We start from the raw sequence: 24,080 nt of genomic DNA on the forward strand, positions 1-24,080 counted from the left end.
GCGACCCAAGTTGGCCCTGATCTTCCTGGTCGTCTCATCGGCGTCACTCGAGGCAAATCAAGATGCCTAGCTGCAGGCCGTTCAGTTGGGATTTTTCAGCTGCTTTGACAACAGCAGTTGCTGCTGCAGCTCGACGGCGAGCTTCAACAGCCGTTCAGGTGTTTCCTCTTCCGCGATTTCGTCAAGCAGCGCTGCGAGTGCGTCGCCCTCAACAGGATCGCGGAATGAGTCAGGTTTGGTTTGCGGAGGTTTGGCCACGAGGATTTCTAGCAGGAATGCGGCCGTATTTGCAAGACGAAGCGAAACGCTCTTGGGGGAGGGTACCGTGGCGGGGGGCGGTCGACAGGGCGGCCTGCGGCAAACTATCGGACAATCTTAATTCATGATGCCAGACCTGTCGTTGCGGAGCACCTCCTCCATGAGTGTATTGAGCCATTCGCTCAAGGGAAGGTCATGCCGCGTCGACAACCGCTCCTCCAGCGCCGCCTTCAATGTCCGTTCGACGAGGCGATCGGCCGCCTGTGGGTCGCCCAGCAGCAGCCGCGCGGACAGCCTCAGTTTTGGAAGAGCGCGGAAAACATTGTCTTCACCAAGCGCTGTTGATTGCGCGGCGAGGATCCCGGCAACCGTCCTGAACCCGGCCGGCTTGGAGAGGTTTTGGGTGTACCGGAACCGCTCCGGTAGGGTGATCTGATCGTTTCCGGAGAAGAATACGAACGGGATGCCTCTGTCCGTCAGCTCATCGGCGAGGGGAAAAACAGTCTCACCGTTAAGATCGATGTCCAGCACCGCCCCGTCCGCTGAATCGATATATCGTCGAGCCCGGCTGACTGACGACACCGGCCCCAAAACGGTCGCCCCACAATCGCTGAAATAAGAGGCAAGTTCGCTTGCCAGCAAGAATTCGTCCTCGACGAGCAGAATTCGCATGCCTAATAACATAGCAGCCCTCCGGGCTCTAAACGGCGGTCGCGTCCATCGGTTCCGTGGCTATCAGCGGTGCGGGATGGGAATTCGACCAGGAACGGTTTACACATTGGATCGAAATCAGCGCTGCCGCGTTGCATTTCACTGAAGCAGGACAATTGATGCAAAAGCTGCCGAGGTTCCCCATAGTCGGTATTGGCGCCTCTGCGGGCGGCATTGCCGCCATGGAGGGATTTTTTCGCGGGATGCCGTCTTCGAGCGGGATGGCGTTCGTGATCGTCACGCATCTCAGCCCGGAACGGGAAAGTCTGCTGCACGAAGTGATTGCGCTTTACACCGGAATTCCGGTTCGTGTCGCTGAAGATGCAATGGATATCCATCCTGACACCGTCTACGTGATGCCGCACAACGCGATCCTCACCATCGAAAATTCCAGCCTAAAGCTGCGCCAACCGAATTCGGTGTCCAGGGAGCGCAAGCCCATCGATATCTTTTTCAGCGCGCTGGCCGAGGATCAGGGCGAATACGCCGTCGGCGTCGTCCTGTCGGGCGGCGATTCCGACGGTACGTTGGGCATCAAGGCAATCAAGGAGCATGGCGGCCTGACGCTGGCGCAACTCTCCGACGAGTCGGGTCCGAGCAATCCCGACATGCCGCGCAGCGCGATCAGTTCCGGTCTGATCGATATCGCCATCCCGGCCGATGAGATGGGTGCGAAACTCATGGAATTTGCCCATAGCTTTGAACTGCTCGACGAGCTTGAAGCTGACGATGGCAAGGCCAGTGCTTTGAAACTCCGCAAGGGCCAGGAGGAAATCTACGCGATCCTGCGCAGCCATTCGGGACATGATTTCTCGGGCTACAAGGCCAAGACGTTCTTGCGTCGCGTCAGGCGACGCATGCAAATAACACAGAACACGGCGATCGATGCCTATATAGAGTTGCTTCGTTCAAATGCGGAGGAAGTGCGGTCGCTGTTTCGCGACCTGCTGATCAACGTGACAAATTTCTTCCGCGATACGGACGCTTTCAAGACCCTGGAAGAAACCGTCATCCCCAAACTTTTCGAAGGCAAGGACGCCAACGATACGATCCGCGTCTGGGTGCCCGGCTGCGCAACCGGCGAGGAAGTCTTCTCGATCGGAATGCTGATGCGCGAGCATATGGATACACTTTCGGCTGTGCCGCGCATCCAGATTTTCGCCACGGACATCGATGACGCGGCGTTGGGCATCGCACGTTCGGCGCGCTATCCGGAGTCATTGCTTGCGGGCGTTTCGCCTGAACGTCGCGAACGCTTCTTCAGCAATGACGGCACAAGCTTCATCTTGAGCAAGAGCGTACGTGATCTCTGCATCTTCTCGGCGCACAGCGTCATCCGCGATCCACCCTTCTCGCGCATGGACATGGTATCGTGCCGGAACCTGCTGATCTATTTCGGCCCCGATGTGCAAAAGCAGGTTATTCCGACCTTCCACTATTCGCTGAAGCCCGGCGGCTATCTGTTCCTTGGCACCTCCGAGAGCATAAGCCAGCATGCCGATCTGTTTGCCCCGGTCGACAAGAAACAACGGATATTCAAGGCACGAGAACATACGGCGCCGCCGCGGCTGCCGATCTTGTTGAATGCTGCGCCTGCAAGCAACTTTTCCAGCGCCAATGACACTCATGCCCGCCGCGGGTTGTCTTACTCCCTAAGGCAAACCGTCGAAGCCCATGTTCTCGAACGCTACGCTCCGGCCCATGTCGTCATCAATGGTGATGGAGATGTCGTCTATTACTCGGTCAGAACCGGCAAATATCTCGAGCCGCCGCAAGGGGTGCCGAGCAGACAATTGCTCACAATGGCACGCAGCGGCCTGCGTCTGGAACTGCGCGGCGCTTTGCGGGAAGCGGCCGAAGGCCGGCGCACGGTTGTGCGCGAAGCGATAGCCATTGAAGAAGATGAAGATCGTGTCCAATTCGTCACATTGACGATCGAGCCCTTGGTTGATCGCGGCAGCGGCGAGCCGCTGTTTCTCGTCCTGTTCGAACCGGTGGGCCAGCCGCAGCCGCGGCTGGAGGCTCTAAAGGTTCGACAGCCATCCGGGATTGCTGATTTCGAGCGCGAGCTCCGCGATACGCGCGAGCGCCTGCAATCGACGATCGAAGAATATGAGACCGCATTGGAGGAGTTGAAATCTTCCAATGAGGAACTCGTCTCGGTCAACGAAGAAGCCCAGTCCTCCAATGAGGAGCTTGAGGCCTCCAAGGAAGAAATGCAGTCCCTCAATGAGGAATTGAACACCATCAATGCCGAACTGGTTTCCAAGATCGAGGACCTCGATCGGGCCAACAGCGATCTGAAGAACCTGTTCGAGAGCACACAGATCGCGACTGTTTTTCTCGATACCAAGCTGGTTATCCGCAGCTTCACGCCGGCGGCGTCTTCGTTCTTCAATTTGCTGCCGACCGACATCGGAAGACCGCTTACCGATCTTGCCAGCCGGCTCGATTATCCGCACCTGCGCGACCATATCGCGCAAGTTTTCAAAGCCGGCGAGATGATCGAGCACCAGCTACCGCGCGATAGCGACGGCGTCCACTATCTCGTGCGGCTGATCCCCTACCGCGACAGCGTGCGAAAAATCCAGGGTGTGGTGGTGACCTTTGTCGATGTGACGACCATGGCTGAAGCCGAAGCCCACCAGCGGGTATTGATCTCGGAACTCAATCATCGGGTCAAGAACATGCTGGCCGTTACGGTCAGCATTGCCAGTCAGACCCTGAAAAATGCTCCCTCTTCGGAGGCTTTCGCCGAAGCGCTCATCGGTCGCCTGCGCGCCATGGCGCGGGCCTACGGAGTGCTCTCGCGCGAAAGCTGGAAAGAGGTCTCGGTAGAGGAAATCGTGCGGCAGGAAGTCGAGCCGTTCGGGCTGGAACGCATCAACACCACAGGCGAGGACATTCGGCTCAAGCCTCAGCAGGGCCTGTCGCTTGGCATGGTGATCCATGAACTTGCCACGAATGCTGGAAAATATGGCGCCTTGTCCGTGCCAAACGGCGTGGTGTCCGTGACTTGGTCGGCGTCGGATCACGGTTTTCAGCTCGAATGGTTAGAAAGCGGCGGTCCCGCTGTCACTCCACCTGAGAAGACGGGATTTGGTCTTTCGCTGGTAAAAGGCGAAATTGAGTATCGGCTTGGCGGAAATTTTGAAACATCTTTCGGTTCCGATGGTTTGAGCTTGCGGATTGAGTTTCCGTTTGATCATCGGGAGAGCGAAACGTGACTGCATCTCGTATCCTTATCGTCGAAGATGAATGGCTGGTCGCGGAGGAGCACCGCGCAATTCTGGAAGAGGCCGGCTTCGCCATCGCCGGGCCAGTGCCGTCCGTTGCTCGCGCGAAAAAGCTGATCGAGAGTGAAGTCATATCTGCCGCGGTCCTGGACATTGGTCTCGGCGGCGAGACCAGCGCTGCCCTTGTCCCTCTTCTAGCGCAACGCGGAATTCCGTTTGTTTTCGTCAGTGGGTACACGGCATCTGACATCCCGCAAGATTTGCGTCATCACAAGATGCTGTCAAAACCCGTGTGGGCTGCTGCGCTGGTCGAGGCCGTGCGAAATATGCTCGGTGTTCAACCGACGTCTTTGGCAAGACACCAGGACAGCGGAACGGTGCCAACCCAACGAGAAGCCCGGTAACGCACTTCTCGTGGGACAAAGACACTGGTTTTTCACCAGATATGCGACGACATTCGGGTCCAGGCCCGAGACGGCGTCGCCGGCAGGTGCCTGCGATCCGGCCGGCACGATTGACATGCTCCCGGTCTGGCGTATTCCAGCGCTGGGCGAAACTTGGCGACCGCGCGACGATTGGTCAGGCGATGAGCCTATCAAACAACGGGCAGTTCGCCCTCGGTTTGCCTCGCGTCGAATAGGACGCCAAGGCCGTAAGTGACGGCGCCAGCGGCAATCATCTCTGCCAACGCTGCGCTCGACACCGGGCAATGCGGCATGACTGCCTTGATCGCGAGTTCGGCATTCGCGATCGACACGAAATCGTGCCGTCGCTTACGGGTCTCCAGATATTGTTCGATCAACATCTGCAGTCGCCTTCTTTCTATTTCATCGCCAGCCATTGGTTCCTCCTGTAGACAGTCTGAAAGCCCACCACGCCTAAGGAGCGGTGGGCTTGGCGGCCCTTTTTGAGGACCGTGGACTCTAGTGAGGCGGGCAGCGTTGCTGACCAGGATGTCGAGACCGCCGAGGGGCGTTGCTGCTTCATCGGCCAGCTTTCTGCAAAAGGCCTCATTGCGGATATCGCCGGCAAGCCTTTTGACCTGCCGCTTTTATTAGGTCCACCAGTTCGTCGGCGTCTTCCTGTTCTTCGGGGAGGTAGCCGAAAGCAACGTCCGCACGCTCGCGCGCGAATGCAATCGCCGCCGCACGACCAATACCGGAATCGCCGCCGGTTATCAGCGCTTTGCGGCCGGCAAGCCTGCCTGATCCTTTGTAGGTCGTTTCGCCGTGGTCCGGGCGCGGCACCATCTTGCTGGCCAAACCCGGCCACTTCTGTTCCTGTGGCTTGAAAGACGGCTGGTGATATTGCGTCACCGGATTCTGTTTGAGCATCGGGCTCGCAGGGCCTGCTTTAGCAGGCACTGTTCCCGTATCGGCTGACGCCGTGGAAGCATAAGCGGCGAGAATTCCTCCCGCCATGCTTCCGACGACAAGTCTACGCGCTGCGTCTGGTACATTGTCATGCTGGTCATGGTTCATCATGGGCTCGCTTTGACGGCAGGTGACCATTACGGAAGTGGCACCTAACCGGCCGTCGACGCGAATGTTCCCTTGTGATTGCAGTGAGGTGTGGGTCGCCTTGCCCGTCTCGGCCGTGAGGCCGCATCACCACTTTGACACAACCTCCTGATTGTCGCGAAAAGTCTTGTAGAGATCCGGCCCTGCTTTCAGATCGGTCCGGTGGGTAATCACAAGGAGCGGTCGATTGCGCCGTTCTGGACCATGGCCAATAAAGGTTCCAGGTAGCGTTGCGTATGCGTCTGGCCCATCCGGAAAGCCGGTCCCTTATTCATTGCCCCCAAACGGGATGTGATCGACCAGACCAACATAGACGCCGGGAACCGAGATGGTGCCGCCCCTGCGGCAGCGATAGATTGCCTCGCGCAGCACATGCGGCCTTGGGAATGCCAGCCCTTTTGATGACGCGAATATTGGCTCAGTCGCTGGACGCCGACCCCGGCTCGGCCATCCTACGGTGCTGTTCGGCCAAGGTGCCTGCCGGCGTGACATGCGCGGCGGCGACCTGCAGCTTGTTTTTCCAACCGCTGACGACCTGTTCATCACCGGCCATCATCGCCTCGTAACCCGTCTTGGCGACATCGGCCGGATTGTCCTTTTCATCGGAGCCGACCTTGGTATCCATCATTTCAGCGCGCTCGAAGAATCGCGTCTGCGTGGGGCCAGGCATCAGCACGGTGACCGTCACGCCGCTATCTTTCAGCTCATGGCGGAGCGCGATCGAGAAGGAATCGATGAATGCCTTCGTGCCGTTGTAGACGGCCTGGAATGTTCCGGGCATGAAGCCGGCGATCGACCCGGTGAACAGGATGCGTCCGCGACCTCGCCGGGCCATCTTGGCGCCGAGTTCATGCGCCAGATAGACCGTTCCGGTGACATTGGTGTCGATGATCCGGCGGACTTTTCGCCAGTCCTGGTCAACGAAGCCGTTGCCGAGCCCGCGTCCCGCATTGAGAAACAACAGGTCGATATCGCGATCGCCGATCTGGGAGATCAACCGATCGGCGCCCTCGACGGTCGCCAGATCGGCCTCAATGGCTTCGACCGTTACATTGTGGGTCTCAAGTGCCTCTGCCGCCTGCCGGATAGCCGGCTCGTCGGCGGCGATGATCAGGTCGTAACCGTCTTTAGCGCACAGCTTTGCGAGTTCCCTTCCGATGCCACTCGAGGCGCCGGTCACCACAGCGAGTTTGGCGTCCGTCATCATATCCTCCATCTTCGTGCCATCGGAACCACGAGCGGGCACAATTGTTCCGCGGCGTTTGGGCTGGATTGATCGTGCGCTGTCATGACGGTCAGGCGACGGTCGTCGTCGCGGTCCTTGCGCGCATTCATGGATGAGCGTTGGGGCAAAAGCCGTTGTTCGCCATGAGAACTCGCCATGGCCTACCTTCAAAAGGCCCCCAAACGCATGGATTGAGTACTCAGAACGGCAATGAGCCTAATCAGTTGAAGTTGGAACAAGTGGCTCGGTTGGAAGTTCGAACCGTGCAGCGTTGTTGCCCTCCCATGTTGATGCTGCGCGATCGGGTCATCCCCTCAGCCCGATCTCCCGCGCTTCTCCGCGCCAAAGAGAAGCGCGGGCCTCCCTCTTTCACGGCTGTCCGGGATGAGCGTTTTGTTACGTTGACTAGCCGACCTCACAGGCTCGTCGTCGGTTTCGTTGACGAGCTCTCCGAGGGCTCTAGATCATTGATGCCGGACGCAGTTGGTTCGGGCCGGGGAGGAAATCCGCGTGGTGCATACAACGCGCGCTGTACCCCATAACGACCGTCATTTTCCGGTTGGCTGCCTGTGCTTGCTGCTGAGTCTAGCCGGGTTGGCCGGATGCTCGTCTTCCAATCAGGTGGCGCAGCAATCACGAACAGCGGCCTCCGCGGCACAGACCGTATCGATGGTACTGGATGCCTGGGTGGAGGGAGCGGCACCGTCCGCCTATGCCACGGCCGCACTGCACTCGGTCGGAAAAACGCTGGCCGATGTCGAGGCGCAAATTCGATCGGCCGAGACCGCTGAACCAGCCGGGCGAGCAGGACTGACGGCAGCAGTCAACAGTTTGTCGGTGGCGGTGGCGCATGCCGAGGCGGGATTGCGGGTGAACAATCGCACTGAGGTGAAAAGCGCACAACAGGATCTTCGGGCGGCCATGCGCTCGCTCGCCGCCGCTTACACCAGCGCTTTCGGACCAAAGCCGTGAAGAAGCTTCTGGAAATATCGCTTGGCGTCGTCACCAGTGTCGGAGGTTTCCTCGAAGTCGGGTCGATGGCTACGGCGGCGCAGGCGGGTGCCGCCTTCGGATTCCAGCTAATCTGGGCCATAGTTCTCGGCACCATATGCATCATCTTTTTGGTTGAAATGGCCGGTCGGTTCGCCGCGATGAGCCATCACACGATCTCAGAGGGCATTCGTGAAAGATTTGGGTTCAACGTCTTTCTATGGCCGTTGCTCGTCGTCCTTCTCGTCAATTTCATGGTGCTGTCCGCTGAGATCGGCGGTGTGGCCATCGCACTCGAACTTGCCACCGGCATAGGCTTCCAGTGGTGGGCACTGCCGGTGGCGTTGCTGGCATGGTTGCTGCTGTGGAAAGGCACGTTTGGCTTTATCGAGAAAGGCGTTTCGGTCCTCGGCCTCGTGACGCTGTGCTTCGTGGTTGGTGCGGTGATGTTAAAGCCCGACTGGACAGCGGTCGCTGGCAGCGCCGTGCCTTCGCTGCCGGCTCACGATGCCATCAATTACTGGTTCATGGCGGCCAGCATTCTCGGCGCGTCAATATCGCCTTATCTTTTCATGTTCTATTCCTCGGGAGCTATCGAGGACAAATGGGATGAAAGCCACCTTGGGGCCAATCGTGCCATCGCCGGGCTGGGCATGACCTTCGGTGGGACCATTTCGATCGGCGTGTTGATCGTCGCTGCTCTCGTTCTCGCGACGCGCGGCATCGACCAGGTGGACGACTATCACCAACTGCCGTTGATGCTGATCCCTATATTCGGCTTCTGGGGGTTCGTTCTATTCGTTGCCTCGCTCGCCATTGCCTGTTTCGGCGCCGCACTCGAAGTCGGGTTGCAACAGGCATATCTGGTGGCGCAGGGCTTTGGCTGGACCTGGGGCGAGGATCGCAAGCCGCGCGATGATCCGGGCTTCAGTGCCGTCTATACGGCATCATTGTTTTTGGCCGCCATTCCGATCATGCTTGGCCTCGACCCACTGAGGCTGACCATCTTTTCCATGGCGGTAACGGCGGCGAGCCTTCCGCTGACGGTAGTTCCATTTCTCTTCCTGCTGAATGACGAACGCTATGTCGGCGAACATCGCAACGGCATCATTTCGAATGCCGCCGTTGTCTTCATTATCGCGCTTGCCTTCGTGCTCGCCGTGGTGACGATTCCGCTGCAGATATTCGGAGGCACATGATGGAATTGATGCGTGATCTCCTGGACAAGCAGGTGTTCGACCGCCGGCGGGTCAAGATCGGCAAGGTCGACGGAGTGGTGGCCGAGTTGCGGCGGGGCAAACCACCAAGGATTGTCGCGATAGAACTCGGCTCCATCACTTTGGCGCGCCGCCTTGGCGCGCGGCCCGGGGAATGGATGGCGCAACTGGCGACGAGGGTGGGTGGCAAACGCCACGCCGAGCCACACAGGATTGCGTGGAAAAAGGTGCAGGACAACGGGCTCGACATCGAATGTGACATCGAGGTGGGCGAGACGTCGATTTTCGCCTGGCAGGACTGGTTGCGCGATCATGTCATCGGGCGCATCCCAGGAGCGTGATGATGAGGACAGTTCAACCTCGAACATCTTGCCGGGCGACGCGTGCTCTCGCAGCGTGGAAAGAGCATCGGTCACATCGAAGAGATTCTCGCCGAACAGCGTGGCGACGAGCTCGTCGTTACTGAATTCCACGTTGGCATCTACGCCGCGTTCGAGCGTCTGTCGGCCTCGACCATCGGCATCGCGATGCTCGACCTGCTTCGGCTGCGCCGCCGCGACGGCCTGTACCGCATTCCCTGGGATAAACTCGATATCTCCGATCCGGCGCGACCGCGGCTGCTATGCCCGATGACCGAGCTTCCTGGATGGAAAGGGCAAAAGGACCTTCGGGAGTAGATGGCTACGGCTCGGGAGGGCTAAGGCGCCGGCATTTTGCCGGCGAACAGCCGTTCGCGCAGATGGCGCCTCCGCAAAGATTACTGCAGGTTCTTGCGAAGGAAGATGCGGGCCTGTCCTGGAATAACGAATTCGACTTTGCCGAATTCCTCAAACCCATGAAGCCGGTAAAATTGAGGCGCCTGGAAACTGCTCGTCTCGACGACGGCTCTCTTGCATCCGCGCCTAATGGCTTCCTCCTCAATCGCCATAAGAAGCTGTGATCCATAGGATCGGCCACGCAATTTTTCAGGCAAGAAGAACATGTCGAGAAACAGGAGCCCCAGTTCCGTTCTGCCCCAAATTCCACCCCAGATCTTTCCCGAGGGGTCGGTAAGCTCCGCGCCGATCACTGCCCGGTCATCGATTCCGGTTTGTTCGATATTTTGTCGGTAGAGCGCAGCGGCAGCCTGCGTTCGTGCATCCCCGTTGTGAGCCAGAGCGATTGTAAATCCTTCGGGTTGAGCCGGCATGCCTTCTGCTCCTGCGTCGGAATGGTCTTGAGATTCAACCGTCAGATTAACATCAAGGCGCCCGGTTCGGTCTCAGCTCTGATCGCCGCTTCTGTTGTAACCCGTCTTGCCCACATTCCGCATCGCGATCCGCGTCGGATGCATGCAGCCGCGCCCAACATATCGCTTTGGTGTTGAACAAAGCCCATCCTGCCTTGTCAGGTCTCATCACAATTCGTGCGCCGGCAAGAGTATCCACCTCGACGAAGGCTGCTGCGGATCACAATCCATTACGCCGGGAACAATGAGAAAAACCTGTCGTTGGGAAAGCGATCGCAATTCGGCGATTCAAACACGGAGACTCCAATGTTGAAGAAAATTCTAGCCGCGTCGGTGCTAACTATTGCCTTGGCCGGTTCCGCCTTGGCGCAGACAAATGGAACGGGTGCTGGCGGAACGGCTGGCACGGGTAATGGAACTGGTACTGGAACTGTTGGCAGCGGCGGCGCCGCTGGCACTGGCAGCGGGAATGCGGCCGTGCCAACCGATCCGAATTCCACAAACTCGACTACAAAATCGAACGGCATGACCGACCGTTGCAAGGACGCCGCAGGCAATGACATCGATAACAACACTGCAAGTGGCGCAACGACCTCGACCGTGCAAAATTGCAACAAGTAGCCGATGGACCTAGCGGCTTCGGCCGCCCGAAGGCCCGCCATCAAGACAATGGCGGGCCTCCGAATACGTGCCTCGCATGCTGCCTGGATACATAGGAGCACATGTGTCCAAAGAGACCCGGCGGGCCAAACTCGATCGCTTAGCAGCCTCGATTCCGAAGCACGAATTCGAATTCCTAATGAAGATTGCAAAGCTAAGCCGTCATGACCTACTTGGCCTGATCGCTAAACACGATGGCGGCAGGGGCAAGGTCTATAGGGACCTTGCGGCCCACTTGGCAGCAACTCAGGCCGCCCCGGAGCCCGTGCGTGAGGCGGCAGCTGACGACGGCCAAACAGCTGGAGCATCTCCTGCCAGGAACTCGCCCGCCGGCAAGTAGCGGCGAAGATCATTTCGGTGCCAGCCCTGACGCTCCACGGAAGCGACCACCGTGTCGTCTTCCAAAGTCTTCGAATGGGTTGGACGAGCATTTCACCGCGCCTTACCGACGAGTACTGCTGGATACGGCAACCGATAGGCGCTTTAAGGCCGGCTGCCATTCAGCTTCATCGGACATGCCGGAACCTGAAGCGCCGCCGCGCATTTCGTCTCCAAGCATGACCGATCTTGCGGTAATCGCCAGGGAGAAATCCAAATGCAAACTTCAGGCGCAACTTCACAGCAAAACCTTGGCCGATTGGCCATAGAACCGTTTTCCGGCACGGTGACGGTGCGGTTTTCCGACGCCATCGTCGCAGCTACGGAGCGGGCGAAGGTCCTGCGTGAAGACGGGCACGAGCCCGTTTTCTATATCCCCTTCGAGGACATCTATTTCGATCTTTTCGAAAAGACCGACACCACCACCCGGTGCCCGCTCAAAGGCACCGCAAGCTACTGGCGTGTCCACGCCGTCGGCAGTTCTTCCGATGATTTCATGTGGGCCTACGAAACGCCCGATGCGGCTGCTCTGGCTATTGCAGGTCACGGCGCTTTCGATCCGGAAAAGGCCCGTATCGATGTCGACCCTGCCGAGGACAAGCGACACACGCCACATATCGTCGAATAGGTTTCATCAGGCAGAGTCAATCACGGTAACGACAGGCGCGATGAGCAGTTTCTACCAGGCGGCAAAGATTGCGGAGGAGGTTCACGCGTCGCAGCGCGATAAGACCGGGCGGCCCTACATCGAGCATTGCCGCCGTGTCGTCGACGCTGTCGAGACAATCGATCAGAAGACTGTTGCCTACCTTCATGACGTTCTGGAGAAAGGCGAGGGCTGGACCCGCGCCAAGCTCGAAGAAGCAGGCTTCGAACCGACAATTACCGCGGCGGTCGATGCCATGTCGCGCAGGCCGGATGAGGAGTATTTCGCCTTTGTCCGGCGGGCTGCGTCGAACCCAGTGGCGCTCCCCGTAAAACGCGCCGATCTGGAGGACAACATCTGGCAGTCGAGGCAGGTCGGAGCGTCGGCGGCCAAATATGAAGAGGGCCTTCGCATACTTGACCAGGAGTTCTCCCGACAATAGTGCGCGCCCGGCGCTGGCATTGCATCTGCCGAGGCAGCCATCGCCTGCGAGAGCTTGCGGCGCACAGCACGTTTCGGCTCTCCTGGCCGTCAGTTTTTCCGCGCCGGCGTGCGCCTGAGGGTCCTCGCCTGGACCATGGAACGTGTGTTCGGGTCAAAGCTCCTCCGGAGATGGACCGCAGCGTCTCGAAAAGGAGTAACGGCCCGGCTCGGAATCAGGAACTCCTCCGGCACCGGTGCGTTGACCAGCAAGCCGGGACGAGTTCCCGGCCTCCGCGGGTGGCGGGCGAGCCGCCGCCGGACCCGAACTTCTGCACAATGAAAGGTAAGGCCATGGGCTTCTTTTCGAAGGACATCAAGACACTCGACGATCTCTTCGTGCACACGCTGCGCGACATCTATTACGCCGAAAAGCAGATCGAGAAAGCGCTGCCGAAGATGATCGGCAAGGCAACCGATCCGCAATTGAAGGCCGGATTCGAAAAACACCTCGAGCAGACCAAAGGCCATATCGAGCGCGTCGAACAGGTGTTCGAATTGCATGGCGTCAAGGCCAAGGAGGTCAACTGCCCGGCGATAGACGGCATTCTCGAAGAAGCCGACGATGTGAGCGGCGACGTCGACGACAAGGAGGTCCTAGACGCGGCACTGATAGCGTCGGCGCAGGCGGTCGAACATTATGAGATGACCAGATATGGCACGCTCATCGCCTGGGCCAAGCAGCTTGGCCGCAGCGACTGCGCCAACGTGTTGGCCAAGAACCTGAAAGAAGAGCAGGCGACCGATCGCAAGCTCACCGAAATGGCGGAAAGCAAGATCAACATGCAGGCTGCCGAGTAGACCGTCCCAGGTCATGATGAGATCTGGTTGAAATCTCATCATGACCTAACCCTGTTGAAGCATGATTTTTCCAAAACCGGCACCAGTGCTGCGTTGAGTCGATCTCCATCGTTGTCCACGGAACTTTCATGACGGGCGAATCTGCCATCTCTCGCGATCTGCCGACGAGTGTAAAATCGTCTTTCGGCGTTGCGTTGAGCACGGCGCCGATGGAAGCAAAGGCTGCCGACACGTTGCCGGCCGATGCTGGCCGGTGGCAATACGAACCCAAATGGGACGGGTTCCGCTGCCTGGCCTTTAAAGCCGGCGCGGCCGTGGAGTTGCGTGCAAAATCCGGCAAGCCGTTAGGGCGGTATTTCCCGGAAGTCGTCGCGATGTTGCATGAACTGAAAACAAAAGAGTTCGTGGTCGATGGTGAGATCGTCATCGAAATTGCAGGCTCTCTTTCTTTCGACGCCTTGCAGATGCGGCTGCATCCGGCGGAAAGCAGGATCCGGAAACTGTCGGTCGCGACGCCGGCAAAGCTGATCCTCTTTGACATGTTGGCGACCTCCGAGGGCGCCTTGATGCAACAGCCGCTCTCGGTTCGGCGCGCTGCACTCGAACTGTTCGTAAAGTCGGCCGGGCGAAAGGATCTCGAACTGTCTCGGGCAACGCTTGATTTGGCGGCGGCAGGCAGATGGCTTGGCCAATCCGGACAAGGTTCGACCGACGGGGTCGTCGCCAAGCTTCTCGATGATGAATATCGGCCCGGCGAGCGCGCCATGGTCAAAGTCAAGCGCCTGCGCACGGCCGATTGTGTCGTCGGAGGGTTCCGCTACCTGGCGAAGTCGCGTGAAGTTGGCTCCCTGTTGCTCGGTCTGTACAATGACCAGGGGCAACTCGACCATGTCGGGTTCACTTCGACGATCGCCCGGGAGGACAGGGCCAAGCTTACGCGACAACTTGAAGCTTTGCGATCGGCTCCTGGCTTCACGGGAAAAGCGCCGGGCGGTCCCAGTCGGTGGAGCACGGAAAGAAGCGGACAATGGGAGCCATTGCGGCCCGAACTGGTGGCGGAGGTGCGGTTCGATCATGTCACCGGGGATCGTTTCCGTCATGGCACCAAATTTCTGCGATGGCGTCCTGACAAAAGCCCGAAGCAATGCACGTTCGAACAGATACTTGGAAAATGAGGCTTGGCGAAGCGTCGATAGGTCCACACTATGGAGACCAAATCCGTCAAGCATTCGGCGTAGCCAAATCCAGTCGCATTTCACTGGCGATCTTGAACCCGGCGGCGAGATAAACGCCTTTGCAGGAGGATGCCGGACCAAACCCGTTGTTCAGTCTGTCACCACGCCTCGCTTTGGCGGATCACGGTTCTCGTCCGGATTAGGAACTGGCACTTCGTCGGGAAGAAGATCCGGCTCAGGCTCGCGTATGTCCGGCGTCCACGTCGGCGCATCCACTGGCGGCTCTTCGGTTGGCTCTGGTTTGGGGGGCACATCTATTCTCCGGGTTTCGCTTGGGCGTGGGGTTCGGCCCGCCACAGGTCGCGCGTCGCCGCGTCTGGAGGCGAAAGGGTCTTTTCACACCCCATGTATTTTTACCGATGGCCGGCGGTCCTGGGGCTTGTCGGCGCCCGATCAGAGTCCTGCGTTCCGGCTCCTTTGAGCGCAATGTTGGCATCCGCTGCCTCTGACTCTTTGAGGACTGCCCTGTCGACGTTCTTGATCTCGGCCGTAAGGCATCGTCCTTGGTGGCCAACGGGCAACCGCGAGAATTGTTCCAAACGATTTAGGGGCGGCTGGGGCTGCTGTGCGGACCTTCTGGCTAGGCAGTTATCAACTATGCTGTCTTGCGTTTCGGTGAGGCTCTCTTTGTGGATCTCGCCAGCCCTTCCTGTTTGAGGCTCTTCTTCAGCACCTCAGCGAGGTTGATGACATTCTCCTGTGGCCTTGGTGCGGGGTTCGGCAGCTTCTTGCCTTTGCGCTTTGCATCGATCATGGCGATCAGCGCGTCTTCATAGGTGTCTTCAAATTTCGAGGGATCGAAGGTCGTCACTTTTTTGTCAATAAGCATGCCGGCGATTTCGAGCAGATCGGGGTCGTATTTCTGCTTGGCCAATCCATCGAACACAGTGCTTTCCGAAACCATTTCGTTGTGGTTGCGAAGCTCGGTCATCACCATCCCCTTGCCATAGGGCTGAATCAGCACTTCGCGGCCGCGCTGGTAGAGCACCACGCAGGATCGAGCGGCCACGCCCTTGTTCTTCATGGCATCGCGGATCACTCCGTATGCTTCGATTGCGGCGCCGTCGGCCGGGATCAGATAGTAGGGCTTCTCGAGATAGCGCGTATCGATATCGTCAATCGATACGAATTCGCCGACTTCGAGCGTGTGCTTCGACGTCAGCTTCAACGCCTTTATGTCGTCAGGTTCGATCTGGAGAAATTCGTCCTTTTCGATCTCGAAACCCTTCACCTGATCCGCTGCATCCACCAGCTTTCCGGTCTCCTCGTCGGCGTAGACGCTCCTGACCGGCAGACCGTCCTTGCGGTTCAAAATCTTGAAATGGATCTTGGATGCTTCGCTGGTTGCGCCGACAATCTTCACGCCGCAAGTAACCGAACCAACCTTCAAGAAGCCCTTCCAGGCAGCACGTGGCGCGGCCATTTTGCGCTTATCCCGTTTCCAGCTAGGGCAACGCGTTTCCGTTCGAATTGTTCCTGCGGCGGGGGCTCGGTGCACCGTGAATGTCCGGTGGGGAAGTCCTGTCAGTCTCGACAGCCGGGCCGACGCCCTGCATCCGCAGGAACCGAACCGCACCATGAACATTGTCAGACACAGGCAGGAGAGTGTCATGCAAGTCGTTCGGACCGAAGTGGTGAATGCCAGGGCGCCAGACGGGCAGTCGGTTCGCCGGGTGATATTTTGCGGCGAGGGCGGCGACTGCGTTACGGTGGACATGGCAAACGTCGGGATACAAGCTGAAGATGACGTGCTTGCCCGCGCAAAGGCAATCCTGGTCCAGACAGCGACCTTTGATCTCGCAGCCAATGAATATGACGCGAGCAGCAACGGCAATTTCGACCAGGTCGAGATAACCTCTGCAAGCGACGGCGCCGGCGACGTATATGTCTTTGAGTATCGCGATGGCGAAACCAGCCGACGCATACCGCCGTCGAGGATGGCGAGCCTTGAGGCGGCCCGGTCCGAAGCTATCCGCTGCGCAATCGATCTTCTCGCCGACCTGCAGCCTGGCACGGACGCTCTGTCCGGCTGGCTTGTGAGGGTATCCAACGAAAACGGTGAATTGCTTTACACTGTTGATGTGGCTGAGGCCGATGCAGCGCGGCAGGCAGGCCAGTAACCCAAACCCGACGGAATCCACCAGTGGCCGCCCAAGGATTGATTCACGGACCAATAGGCGACGATGGCCTGCATCTGTGCGTCGACATGCAGCGCCTGTTTGCGCCGGGTGGACCTTGGCCCGTGCCGTGGGCTGAAAAGGTGGTCCCGGCGATCGAAGAACTGGTCGCCAGACATGCCAGCCGTACCCTGTTCACGCGCTTCATTCCTGCCGCCCGCCCGGGCGAGGCGCCGGGAATGTGGGCAAACTACTATCGTCGGTGGGCGGAGGTAACCCTTTCCAACATCGATCCGCGCCTGATCGAGCTGATGCCTCAACTCGCACGATTTGTACCGCCGGCGACGGTGGTCGACAAACACGTCTATTCGCCCTGGACCGAGGGGCGGCTCGACGCGCTGCTGAGTGGCTCCGGCGTGCGTGCGCTCGTGATCACCGGTGGCGAAACCGACGTTTGCGTTCTCGCGACCGTGCTTGGCGCCATCGATCGTGGCTTTCGCGTCATTCTCGTCACCGATGCCATCTGCAGCTCTGCCGACCAGACCCATGACGCACTGATGGAAGTCTACCATTCCCGCTTCAGTGAGCAGATTGAGGCGGCCAGCATGGCGGAGGTGTTGGAGTGTTGGCCACAACTCACTCGCTGATCTGGTGGGCTTCAAGTGAAAGGGCCGACAATCGTCATTCTGGTCGGGCGGACTGTTTCAGTTGGCGGACGGCACTACAGTGAACCGGAAAACGTATATGAACGGCACGATTGCCTGATCTGGTCGCTCGCGTGAATCAGTGTCTGGAAGCGTACAAAGCCTTGCAGAGCTATCGACAGCGCGGCCAACCGTCATAGAATGAACAGGATACAGCGCCGAAGACTCGATGCCGGCATCTAGCAATCTTTGCGAGACATCCGGCGCCTCTGCCGTCGGCCTTCCGCAGGGAGGATGATGTGCTGAAAACCGAAGTCATTGACCTTGAAACCTATAGCGCAGTCTACGCGGTGATCTCTGGCTATCGCGCTGACGACATTATCTCGACGGCGTTTGCGGTCGATGAAATCCGCGCAAGGTTTCCTGAGTGTCGCTGCGACGACGAGGAATTGGTCGGGCTTATGGTCCATGCCATGTCCGGCAAGAAAATTGCCGTGAGCTTCGACCACCGAGTGGAACCGGTCAGGCGGCGTGCTGCGCTGCCGATCGCTTCGGAGAGCAAAGGACTGCGATAATTGGACCACCATAGGTCCGTTGCGATTTTGGAAGACGAGGCGTTTATCGCGCTCGAACGAATAGCTACGTTGCTTGACGCCCGACACATCCCCTTTGTCGTCCATTCGGCAAGCTACGCCAATTCGGGTTTTCACGATCCGATTTTCCTTCAAGGGACATGGGTCGCAAAGCCTGCCTCGCCTTCCGAGTTGCGCAACGCAATTCATGCCTCTCTGGCAATGGCAAACGGCGATGACGTGTCGTGGTCGGCTGAAGCCCGATAAATCGCAACCGCATCATGAAATCCGGCGTTCAAACCAAGGCGCAATCGTCGGCCTGGAATTTTCACGGCACGATGGAACAAAATGGAAAATGCGGCGTTTGGGGTCTCGCGGCGCGATCCACCATTGGCCGCGGGGGCAACTTTATCCGTATAAATCCATAGGGCTGGGAGTGGCGCTGTGACCGTGCAGGCATCCAAGAAGCAATTGGACCGTCGAAGCATCCTGAATTCTCTGAAAGCCTTCCGGCGCGGCGATTTCTCCGTCCGCATCGACAATGTTTATGAAGGCCTCGATTCTGAGATAGCTGAGACTTTCAATGAGATCGCTGACCTCAACGACCAAGTGACGCGCGAGTTCGAGCGCTTGAGCCGGGTCGTCGGCAAGGAAGGGCGGATAGGCGAGCGCGGCCGGGTTCGCAATGCCACCGGCAGTTGGGAATCCAGTGTCCGTTCAGTCAATGATCTCATCGAAGACATGGTTCAGCCAACGGCTGAGGTTGCGCGCGTTATCGGCGCCGTCGCCAAGGGCGACCTGTCGCAGACCATGATGGTCGAAATTGACGGCCGACCGCTGCGCGGCGAATTCCTGCGCATCGGCAAGATCGTCAACACCATGGTCGGCCAGTTGGCCTCCTTCGCCTCCGAGGTGACGCGCGTGGCGCGCGAGGTCGGTACGGAAGGCAAGCTCGGCGGCCAGGCCCGGGTCAAGGGCGTCGCCGGCACGTGGAAAGATCTGACCGACAACGTCAACGCGATGGCCACGAACCTGACCGGGCAAGTGCGCAACATCGCGGAGGTTACGACCGCAGTCGCGTCGGGCGACCTGTCGAAGAAGATCACAGTCGATGTCAAGGGCGAAATCCTAGAACTGAAGAACACCATCAACACGATGGTGGACCAGCTCAATTCCTTCGCTTCGGAAGTGACGCGCGTGGCGCGCGAGGTCGGCACTGAAGGCAAGCTTGGCGGCCAGGCGCGCGTTGAGGGTGTTGGCGGTACGTGGAAGGATCTGACCGACAATGTGAATTCCATGGCCGAGAACCTGACTGGGCAGGTGCGCAACATCGCCGAAGTGACGACTGCGGTGGCTTTGGGCGACCTGTCGAAGAAGATTACGGTCGACGTGAAGGGCGAGATTCTCGAGCTGAAATCCACGATAAACACAATGGTGGACCAGCTGAATTCATTCGCGGGCGAGGTCACGCGCGTGGCACGCGAGGTTGGCACCGAAGGCAAGCTTGGCGGCCAGGCGCAGGTGCGCGGCGTCGCCGGCACCTGGAAGGACCTCACCGACAACGTCAACTCGATGGCCGAGAACCTGACCGGTCAGGTGCGCAATATCGCCGAGGTGACGACGGCGGTCGCGTCGGGCGATCTGTCCAAGAAGATCACGGTCGCCGTGCAAGGCGAAATCCTGGAACTCAAGGACACCATCAACACGATGGTCGACCAACTGAACTCCTTTGCCTCGGAAGTGACGCGCGTGGCACGCGAGGTCGGCACCGAAGGCAAGCTGGGCGGCCAGGCAGAGGTGAGGGGCGTCGGCGGCACATGGAAGGATTTGACCGACAACGTCAATCTCATGGCCGCCAACCTGACTGGCCAGGTTCGAAACATCGCAGAAGTCACCACCGCCGTGGCGCGCGGCGACCTGTCGAAGAAGATCACCGTCGACGTCAAAGGCGAGATCCTGGAGCTCAAGGACACCGTCAACACGATGGTCGACCAACTGAACTCCTTCGCCTCTGAGGTCACGCGTGTGGCCCGCGAAGTGGGATCGGAAGGCAAGCTTGGTGGCCAGGCGCATGTCGAAGGCGTCGGTGGCACCTGGAAGGATCTGACCGACAACGTCAACGCCATGGCCGGCAATTTGACGGTGCAGTTGCGTGACGTGTCGAAGGTGGCAACGGCCATTGCGACCGGCGACTTGACCCAGAAGATCACCGTCGACGCGCTGGGCGAGATCTTGCAGATCAAGGACGTCATCAACACGATGGTCGACCAGCTCAATTCCTTCGCTTCGGAAGTGACACGTGTGGCGCGCGAGGTCGGCTCCGATGGCAAGCTCGGCGGCCAGGCCCAGGTGCGCGGCATCGGCGGCACGTGGAAGGATCTGACCGAAAACGTCAACGCCATGGCGGCCAACCTGACCGGCCAGGTGCGCAACATCGCCGAGGTAACCACCGCCGTGGCGCTCGGGGACCTTTCGAAGAAGATCACCGTCGATGTCCGCGGCGAGATCCTGGAGCTGAAGGACACCATCAACACAATGGTGGACCAGCTTAATTCCTTCGCTTCGGAAGTCACGCGCGTGGCACGCGAGGTCGGCACGGAAGGCAAGTTGGGAGGCCAGGCGCAGGTGCGCGGCGTTGCCGGCACGTGGAAGGATCTCACAGACAATGTGAACTCGATGGCCGAGAATCTGACCGGCCAGGTGCGCAACATCGCCGAAGTCACGACCGCCGTGGCGCGCGGCGACCTGTCGAAGAAGATCACCGTCGATGTGAAGGGCGAAATCCTGGAGCTCAAGTCGACCATCAACACCATGGTGGACCAGTTGAACTCCTTCGCCGGCGAGGTCACCCGAGTCGCGCGTGAGGTTGGCACCGAGGGCAAGCTTGGTGGCCAGGCGCGCGTCGAAGGTGTTGCCGGTACCTGGAAGGACCTGACCGACAACGTCAACCTGATGGCGACGAACTTGACCAATCAGGTGCGCGGCATCGCCGATGTCGTGACGGCGGTCGCGCAAGGCAATCTCAGGCGCAAACTGACGGTCGACGCGAAGGGAGAGATCGCCCTGCTGGCCGACACCATCAACGGCATGATCGAGACGCTTGCCACCTTTGCCGACCAGGTGACCAACGTCGCCCGTGAGGTGGGCATCGAGGGCAAGCTCGGCGGTCAGGCGCGTGTGCCAGGTGCCGCCGGCCTCTGGCGCGACCTCACCGACAATGTCAATCAACTCGCTGCCAATCTGACCACCCAGGTGCGTGCCATCGCCGAGGTTTCGACGGCGGTGACCAAGGGCGATCTTACCCGTTCGATCAGCGTCGAAGCCTCCGGCGAGGTCGCCGCGCTGAAAGACAACATCAACGAGATGATCCGCAATCTGAAGGATCAGACGCTGAAGAATGCCGAGCAGGACTGGTTGAAGACCAATCTCGCCCGGTTTTCGCGCATGCTGCAAGGCGAGCGCGACCTTGCCACCGTCTCGCGGCTCATCATGTCCGAACTCGCTCCTCTGGTGAACGCCCAGTATGGGGTGTTCTACGTCACCAATCGCGACGAGGAGGAATCCTATCTTGAGCTGGCGGCTTCCTATGGCGCCGAGAGCAAAGCTGCCATCAAGCAGCGGCTTGATCTGCGAGAGGGCCTGGTTGGGCAAAGTGCCGCCGACAAGCGCGCCATCATGCTGGACAATGTGCCGCCAGAATTCCTTCGGGTCACATCTGGTCTTGGCAGCGCCTCGCCAGCCAATGTCATCATCCTGCCTGCTCTGTTCGAGGATGAAGTCAAAGCCGTCATCGAGCTCGCCTCGTTCGGCGAGTTTCGTGACACACACCAGTCGTTCCTCAACCAGCTCATGGAATCCGTCGGCATCGTTCTCAACACCATCGCTGCGACGATGCGCACGGAGGGCCTGCTCAAGCAGTCGCAACTGCTGACGTCGGAATTGCAAGCGCGTCAAACCGAGCTGACAAAAAAGCAGGAAGAGCTGCATGCGACGAACGAGGAGCTGCAGGAAAAGGCGCAGCTGCTCGAGAACGAAAAGAAGCAGGTCGAAAACAAGAATCTCGAAATCGAGATGGCGCGACGCGCGCTGGAGGAAAAAGCCGAGCAACTGGCGCTCACGTCGAAATACAAATCCGAATTCCTGGCCAATATGAGCCACGAACTGCGCACGCCGCTCAATTCGCTGCTCATTTTGTCAAACCTGCTGGCGACCAACCAGCACGGCAACCTCAACGAAAAACAGGTAGAGTTCGCCCGCACCATCAATTCGGCAGGAACCGATCTTCTCAGCCTCATCAACGATATCCTCGATCTGTCGAAGATCGAGTCGGGTACTGTTTCCATCGACATCAACGATATGCCGGTGACGCATCTTCGCCAGCATATGGAACGAACTTTTCGTCAGCTGGCAGCCGACAAGGGACTTGGCTTCGCCATCAAGGTCGATCCGGCGCTTCCCGACACGGTCCGCACAGATGAGAAACGCTTGCAGCAGATTGTCCTCAACCTGCTTTCCAACGCATTCAAATTCACCTCGGAAGGCGAGGTCAGCCTGAACTTCCGGGTTGAAAAGGCCGGCCGCCGCAATGGCGCGACGCAGCCGGTGAAGGCTCTCGCGATCGCCGTCACCGACACCGGCATTGGCATTCCAGAAGACAAACAGAAGCTGATTTTCGAGGCCTTCCAGCAGGCCGATGGCACCACCAGCCGCAAGTATGGCGGCACCGGCCTTGGGCTCTCGATCAGCCGCGAGATCGCTCGCTTGCTTGGCGGCGAATTGCGGGTCGAAAGCACGCCGGGCAAGGGGTCGACATTTACCCTCATCATCCCGTTCGACGGCCCCCGCGTGACGACAGTACAGTCGACCTTGGCTCCGGCGGCGGAGGCGGTTGCTGCGACAGCTCTGCTCAGCAGTCCGCCCTCGGCAGAGCTGATCGACGACCGCGATTCAATCCTACCCACCGATCGGATCGTGTTGATCGTCGAAGACGATCCGACCTTTGGCGGGTTGCTGCTTGGCCTCGCCCGGTCGGCCGGGCTGAAAGGCGTTCTGTCGACTGCAGGTTCCGGCACGCTGGCATTGGCCCGCAAGCTCGTTCCCGACGCAATCACACTTGATCTCGGACTTTCGGATATCGATGGCTGGGTGCTTTTCGATCTGCTGCGGCATGACCAGAAGACGAGGGGAATTCCTATCCATGTCATCTCGGGTGCCGAAGACATCGACAGTCTCGCACGCAAGGGGGCGTCCAGCATTTCCACCAAGCCCGTTTCCTCGGACGAGCTGATGAAGGTGTTTCAGGATATCCACTCGAAGAAGCTCCGCGTTCAGCGCCGCGTTCTGGTCGTGGACCCTGACCCGGAGCGGCGTCTGGCTCTGGTCGAGGCAATCCGCGACGGCGTAACGTCGGTCACCGCGATCGGTCGTGTTGCGGCAAATGCAGAAGACGTTGGCCTCGCCTCCTATGATGCCGTCGTGCTCGGCTTTGGACGCTCCGCCAAGGACAACGCAAAGGCGCTGGACGAGATCACCGGCCAATTCGGCGAAGCCTTGCCGCAGCTGCTGTTCTTTACGCCTCACCCGGACGCGCTTGAACAGGTACTGGCATTGAACCCGGCCTTGGCGGAAGCACCGCGGGCGGAGAACTTCGCTCAATTGGCGCTGCATATTTCGGCAACGCTGCCGGGAGAAGGTCGCCAAGAGGCCTGGGCAGGAACTGAACACAACGGCAAGTCCGATCTCGCCGGGGCGAAGGTTCTCATCGTCGACGACGACATTCGCAATATCTATTCGCTCACCAGTGTTCTGGAGACCTATGACATACAGGTTCTGCATGCCGAGCGGGGCCGTGATGGCATCGCGCTTCTTGAACAGGCGCCCGATGTCGACGTGGCATTGATCGATATCATGATGCCGGAGATGGACGGCTACGAGACGATGCGGCGGATTCGCGGCACACCGGCGATTGCTCATATCCCGCTGATTTCCGTCACCGCAAAGGCGATGAAGGGGGATCGGCAAAAATGTCTGGATGCCGGGGCTTCCGACTATATCGCCAAACCCGTCGACCTGGATCTCCTGCTGGCGCTGCTTCGTGTCTGGATCGGGCGTGCCCGATCCCGTGTAGAGAGCCCGGAAAAAATTCTCCTGGCAGCGAACTGA

At 59.2% G+C, this 24,080-nt stretch carries 21 protein-coding genes and 2 pseudogenes; 15 read left to right on the forward strand and 8 right to left on the reverse strand.

The genetic code is table 11. The features are described 5' to 3' along the window. Nucleotides 1–81: 81 nt before the first annotated feature. Nucleotides 82–258, reverse strand: coding sequence for a hypothetical protein (locus NKJ18_RS07580; protein ID WP_352758038.1), 177 nt, complete (start codon nucleotides 256–258; stop codon nucleotides 82–84). 117 nt (nucleotides 259–375) lie between these two features. Then, entirely contained in the window at nucleotides 376–930 is a 555-nt protein-coding gene (locus NKJ18_RS07585) for a response regulator (protein WP_050588792.1), read from the reverse strand. 158 nt (nucleotides 931–1,088) lie between these two features. On the opposite strand from NKJ18_RS07585, the gene NKJ18_RS07590 reads away from it, so the two are divergent. Further along, nucleotides 1,089–4,196, forward strand: coding sequence for a CheR family methyltransferase (locus tag NKJ18_RS07590; RefSeq protein WP_352500322.1), 3,108 nt, complete (start codon nucleotides 1,089–1,091; stop codon nucleotides 4,194–4,196). After that, a complete protein-coding gene (locus NKJ18_RS07595; RefSeq protein ID WP_023696326.1) occupies nucleotides 4,193–4,609 on the forward strand; it encodes a response regulator in 417 nt (138 codons plus the stop codon). Before NKJ18_RS07590 ends, NKJ18_RS07595 begins: the two co-directional genes overlap by 4 nt. 191 nt (nucleotides 4,610–4,800) lie before the next feature. Here the strand turns inward: NKJ18_RS07595 and NKJ18_RS07600 are convergent, their stop codons facing one another. The 4 genes and pseudogenes from NKJ18_RS07600 to NKJ18_RS07615 all read right to left on the reverse strand — a co-directional run bounded on the left by NKJ18_RS07600 (nucleotide 4,801) and on the right by NKJ18_RS07615 (nucleotide 6,941). Next, nucleotides 4,801–5,046, reverse strand: coding sequence for a hypothetical protein (locus tag NKJ18_RS07600; RefSeq protein WP_023687844.1), 246 nt, complete (start codon nucleotides 5,044–5,046; stop codon nucleotides 4,801–4,803). Between the two features lie 90 nt (nucleotides 5,047–5,136). Continuing rightward, nucleotides 5,137–5,539, reverse strand: a pseudogene (locus NKJ18_RS07605) (SDR family NAD(P)-dependent oxidoreductase); the annotation flags it as partial. A gap of 265 nt (nucleotides 5,540–5,804) precedes the next feature. Continuing rightward, nucleotides 5,805–6,106, reverse strand: a pseudogene (locus tag NKJ18_RS07610) (glutathione-dependent formaldehyde dehydrogenase); the annotation flags it as partial. Nucleotides 6,107–6,143: 37 nt separating this feature from the next. After that, complete coding sequence (locus tag NKJ18_RS07615) at nucleotides 6,144–6,941, reverse strand: SDR family NAD(P)-dependent oxidoreductase (RefSeq protein WP_023696321.1); 798 nt, start codon at nucleotides 6,939–6,941, stop codon at nucleotides 6,144–6,146. A gap of 519 nt (nucleotides 6,942–7,460) precedes the next feature. Between NKJ18_RS07615 and NKJ18_RS07620 the strand changes: the two genes are divergently transcribed. The 4 genes from NKJ18_RS07620 to NKJ18_RS07635 are packed head-to-tail and all read left to right on the forward strand — an operon-like array spanning nucleotide 7,461 to nucleotide 9,834. Beyond that, the gene (locus tag NKJ18_RS07620) at nucleotides 7,461–7,922 is read left to right on the forward strand and encodes a hypothetical protein (RefSeq protein WP_352758039.1); all 462 of its coding nucleotides are present in this window, start codon (nucleotides 7,461–7,463) and stop codon (nucleotides 7,920–7,922) included. Next, entirely contained in the window at nucleotides 7,919–9,139 is a 1,221-nt protein-coding gene (locus NKJ18_RS07625; protein WP_023668066.1) for an NRAMP family divalent metal transporter, read from the forward strand. The genes NKJ18_RS07620 and NKJ18_RS07625 overlap by 4 nt, the downstream gene beginning before the upstream one ends. Continuing rightward, the gene (locus tag NKJ18_RS07630; RefSeq protein ID WP_245260251.1) at nucleotides 9,136–9,498 is read left to right on the forward strand and encodes a hypothetical protein; all 363 of its coding nucleotides are present in this window, start codon (nucleotides 9,136–9,138) and stop codon (nucleotides 9,496–9,498) included. The genes NKJ18_RS07625 and NKJ18_RS07630 overlap by 4 nt, the downstream gene beginning before the upstream one ends. 42 nt (nucleotides 9,499–9,540) lie before the next feature. Further along, nucleotides 9,541–9,834 (forward strand): hypothetical protein, encoded by a 294-nt coding sequence (locus NKJ18_RS07635; protein WP_352758040.1) that lies wholly within the window; start codon nucleotides 9,541–9,543, stop codon nucleotides 9,832–9,834. 80 nt (nucleotides 9,835–9,914) lie between these two features. Here NKJ18_RS07635 and NKJ18_RS07640 read toward each other — a convergent pair whose 3' ends face one another. Further along, on the reverse strand, nucleotides 9,915–10,346 hold the full coding sequence (locus NKJ18_RS07640) for a GNAT family N-acetyltransferase (protein ID WP_023804854.1): 432 nt from the start codon (nucleotides 10,344–10,346) through the stop codon (nucleotides 9,915–9,917). Between the two features lie 345 nt (nucleotides 10,347–10,691). Here NKJ18_RS07640 and NKJ18_RS07645 point away from each other — a divergent pair, with 345 nt between their 5' ends. The 5 genes from NKJ18_RS07645 (at nucleotide 10,692) to NKJ18_RS07665 (ending at nucleotide 14,525) form a co-directional block, all read left to right on the forward strand. Further along, nucleotides 10,692–11,006, forward strand: coding sequence for a hypothetical protein (locus tag NKJ18_RS07645; RefSeq protein WP_031201473.1), 315 nt, complete (start codon nucleotides 10,692–10,694; stop codon nucleotides 11,004–11,006). Between the two features lie 634 nt (nucleotides 11,007–11,640). Then, the gene (locus NKJ18_RS07650; protein WP_023704637.1) at nucleotides 11,641–12,051 is read left to right on the forward strand and encodes a DUF427 domain-containing protein; all 411 of its coding nucleotides are present in this window, start codon (nucleotides 11,641–11,643) and stop codon (nucleotides 12,049–12,051) included. Nucleotides 12,052–12,091: 40 nt separating this feature from the next. Next, nucleotides 12,092–12,511 carry an HD domain-containing protein gene (locus tag NKJ18_RS07655; protein WP_023741810.1) on the forward strand — a complete coding sequence of 140 codons (420 nt, stop codon included), beginning with the start codon at nucleotides 12,092–12,094 and terminating at the stop codon, nucleotides 12,509–12,511. Between the two features lie 332 nt (nucleotides 12,512–12,843). Next, nucleotides 12,844–13,350, forward strand: a complete 507-nt coding sequence (locus NKJ18_RS07660) for a YciE/YciF ferroxidase family protein (protein ID WP_023668075.1) — start codon at nucleotides 12,844–12,846, stop codon at nucleotides 13,348–13,350. 128 nt (nucleotides 13,351–13,478) lie between these two features. Then, nucleotides 13,479–14,525 (forward strand): ATP-dependent DNA ligase, encoded by a 1,047-nt coding sequence (locus tag NKJ18_RS07665; RefSeq protein WP_050591512.1) that lies wholly within the window; start codon nucleotides 13,479–13,481, stop codon nucleotides 14,523–14,525. A gap of 655 nt (nucleotides 14,526–15,180) precedes the next feature. Here NKJ18_RS07665 and ku read toward each other — a convergent pair. Further along, nucleotides 15,181–16,164 carry a non-homologous end joining protein Ku gene (gene ku, locus NKJ18_RS07670; protein WP_502898375.1) on the reverse strand — a complete coding sequence of 328 codons (984 nt, stop codon included), beginning with the start codon at nucleotides 16,162–16,164 and terminating at the stop codon, nucleotides 15,181–15,183. On the opposite strand from ku, the gene NKJ18_RS07675 reads away from it, so the two are divergent. The 4 genes from NKJ18_RS07675 to NKJ18_RS07690 all read left to right on the forward strand — a co-directional run bounded on the left by NKJ18_RS07675 (nucleotide 16,163) and on the right by NKJ18_RS07690 (nucleotide 24,080). After that, nucleotides 16,163–16,705: a DUF6894 family protein gene (locus NKJ18_RS07675; protein WP_023700055.1), complete on the forward strand. Its 543-nt coding sequence runs from the start codon at nucleotides 16,163–16,165 to the stop codon at nucleotides 16,703–16,705. The genes ku and NKJ18_RS07675 overlap by 2 nt on opposite strands. A 23-nt stretch (nucleotides 16,706–16,728) precedes the next feature. Next, nucleotides 16,729–17,349, forward strand: a complete 621-nt coding sequence (locus tag NKJ18_RS07680; protein WP_023687850.1) for a cysteine hydrolase family protein — start codon at nucleotides 16,729–16,731, stop codon at nucleotides 17,347–17,349. 296 nt (nucleotides 17,350–17,645) lie between these two features. Further along, nucleotides 17,646–17,921, forward strand: a complete 276-nt coding sequence (locus NKJ18_RS07685) for a hypothetical protein (RefSeq protein ID WP_023725485.1) — start codon at nucleotides 17,646–17,648, stop codon at nucleotides 17,919–17,921. A 447-nt stretch (nucleotides 17,922–18,368) separates the two neighbouring features. Continuing rightward, nucleotides 18,369–24,080, forward strand: coding sequence for a HAMP domain-containing protein (locus tag NKJ18_RS07690; protein WP_352673428.1), 5,712 nt, complete (start codon nucleotides 18,369–18,371; stop codon nucleotides 24,078–24,080).

Origin of the sequence: Mesorhizobium sp. M0217, assembly GCF_040321955.1 — a bacterium.
Taxonomy (GTDB): domain Bacteria; phylum Pseudomonadota; class Alphaproteobacteria; order Rhizobiales; family Rhizobiaceae; genus Mesorhizobium.

Coding starts and splice junctions, on each gene's coding strand:
- NKJ18_RS07655 (WP_023741810.1), top strand. CDS start 12,092: ATGAGCAGTTTCTACCAGGCGGCAAAGATTGCGGAGGAGGTTCACGCG.
- NKJ18_RS07660 (WP_023668075.1), top strand. CDS start 12,844: ATGGGCTTCTTTTCGAAGGACATCAAGACACTCGACGATCTCTTCGTG.
- NKJ18_RS07630 (WP_245260251.1), top strand. CDS start 9,136: ATGATGGAATTGATGCGTGATCTCCTGGACAAGCAGGTGTTCGACCGC.
- NKJ18_RS07615 (WP_023696321.1), bottom strand. CDS start 6,941: ATGGAGGATATGATGACGGACGCCAAACTCGCTGTGGTGACCGGCGCC.
- ku (WP_502898375.1), bottom strand. CDS start 16,164: ATGGTGCGGTTCGGTTCCTGCGGATGCAGGGCGTCGGCCCGGCTGTCG.
- NKJ18_RS07650 (WP_023704637.1), top strand. CDS start 11,641: ATGCAAACTTCAGGCGCAACTTCACAGCAAAACCTTGGCCGATTGGCC.
- NKJ18_RS07665 (WP_050591512.1), top strand. CDS start 13,479: ATGACGGGCGAATCTGCCATCTCTCGCGATCTGCCGACGAGTGTAAAA.
- NKJ18_RS07590 (WP_352500322.1), top strand. CDS start 1,089: ATGCAAAAGCTGCCGAGGTTCCCCATAGTCGGTATTGGCGCCTCTGCG.
- NKJ18_RS07675 (WP_023700055.1), top strand. CDS start 16,163: ATGAACATTGTCAGACACAGGCAGGAGAGTGTCATGCAAGTCGTTCGG.
- NKJ18_RS07585 (WP_050588792.1), bottom strand. CDS start 930: ATGCGAATTCTGCTCGTCGAGGACGAATTCTTGCTGGCAAGCGAACTT.
- NKJ18_RS07640 (WP_023804854.1), bottom strand. CDS start 10,346: ATGCCGGCTCAACCCGAAGGATTTACAATCGCTCTGGCTCACAACGGG.
- NKJ18_RS07645 (WP_031201473.1), top strand. CDS start 10,692: ATGTTGAAGAAAATTCTAGCCGCGTCGGTGCTAACTATTGCCTTGGCC.
- NKJ18_RS07600 (WP_023687844.1), bottom strand. CDS start 5,046: ATGGCTGGCGATGAAATAGAAAGAAGGCGACTGCAGATGTTGATCGAA.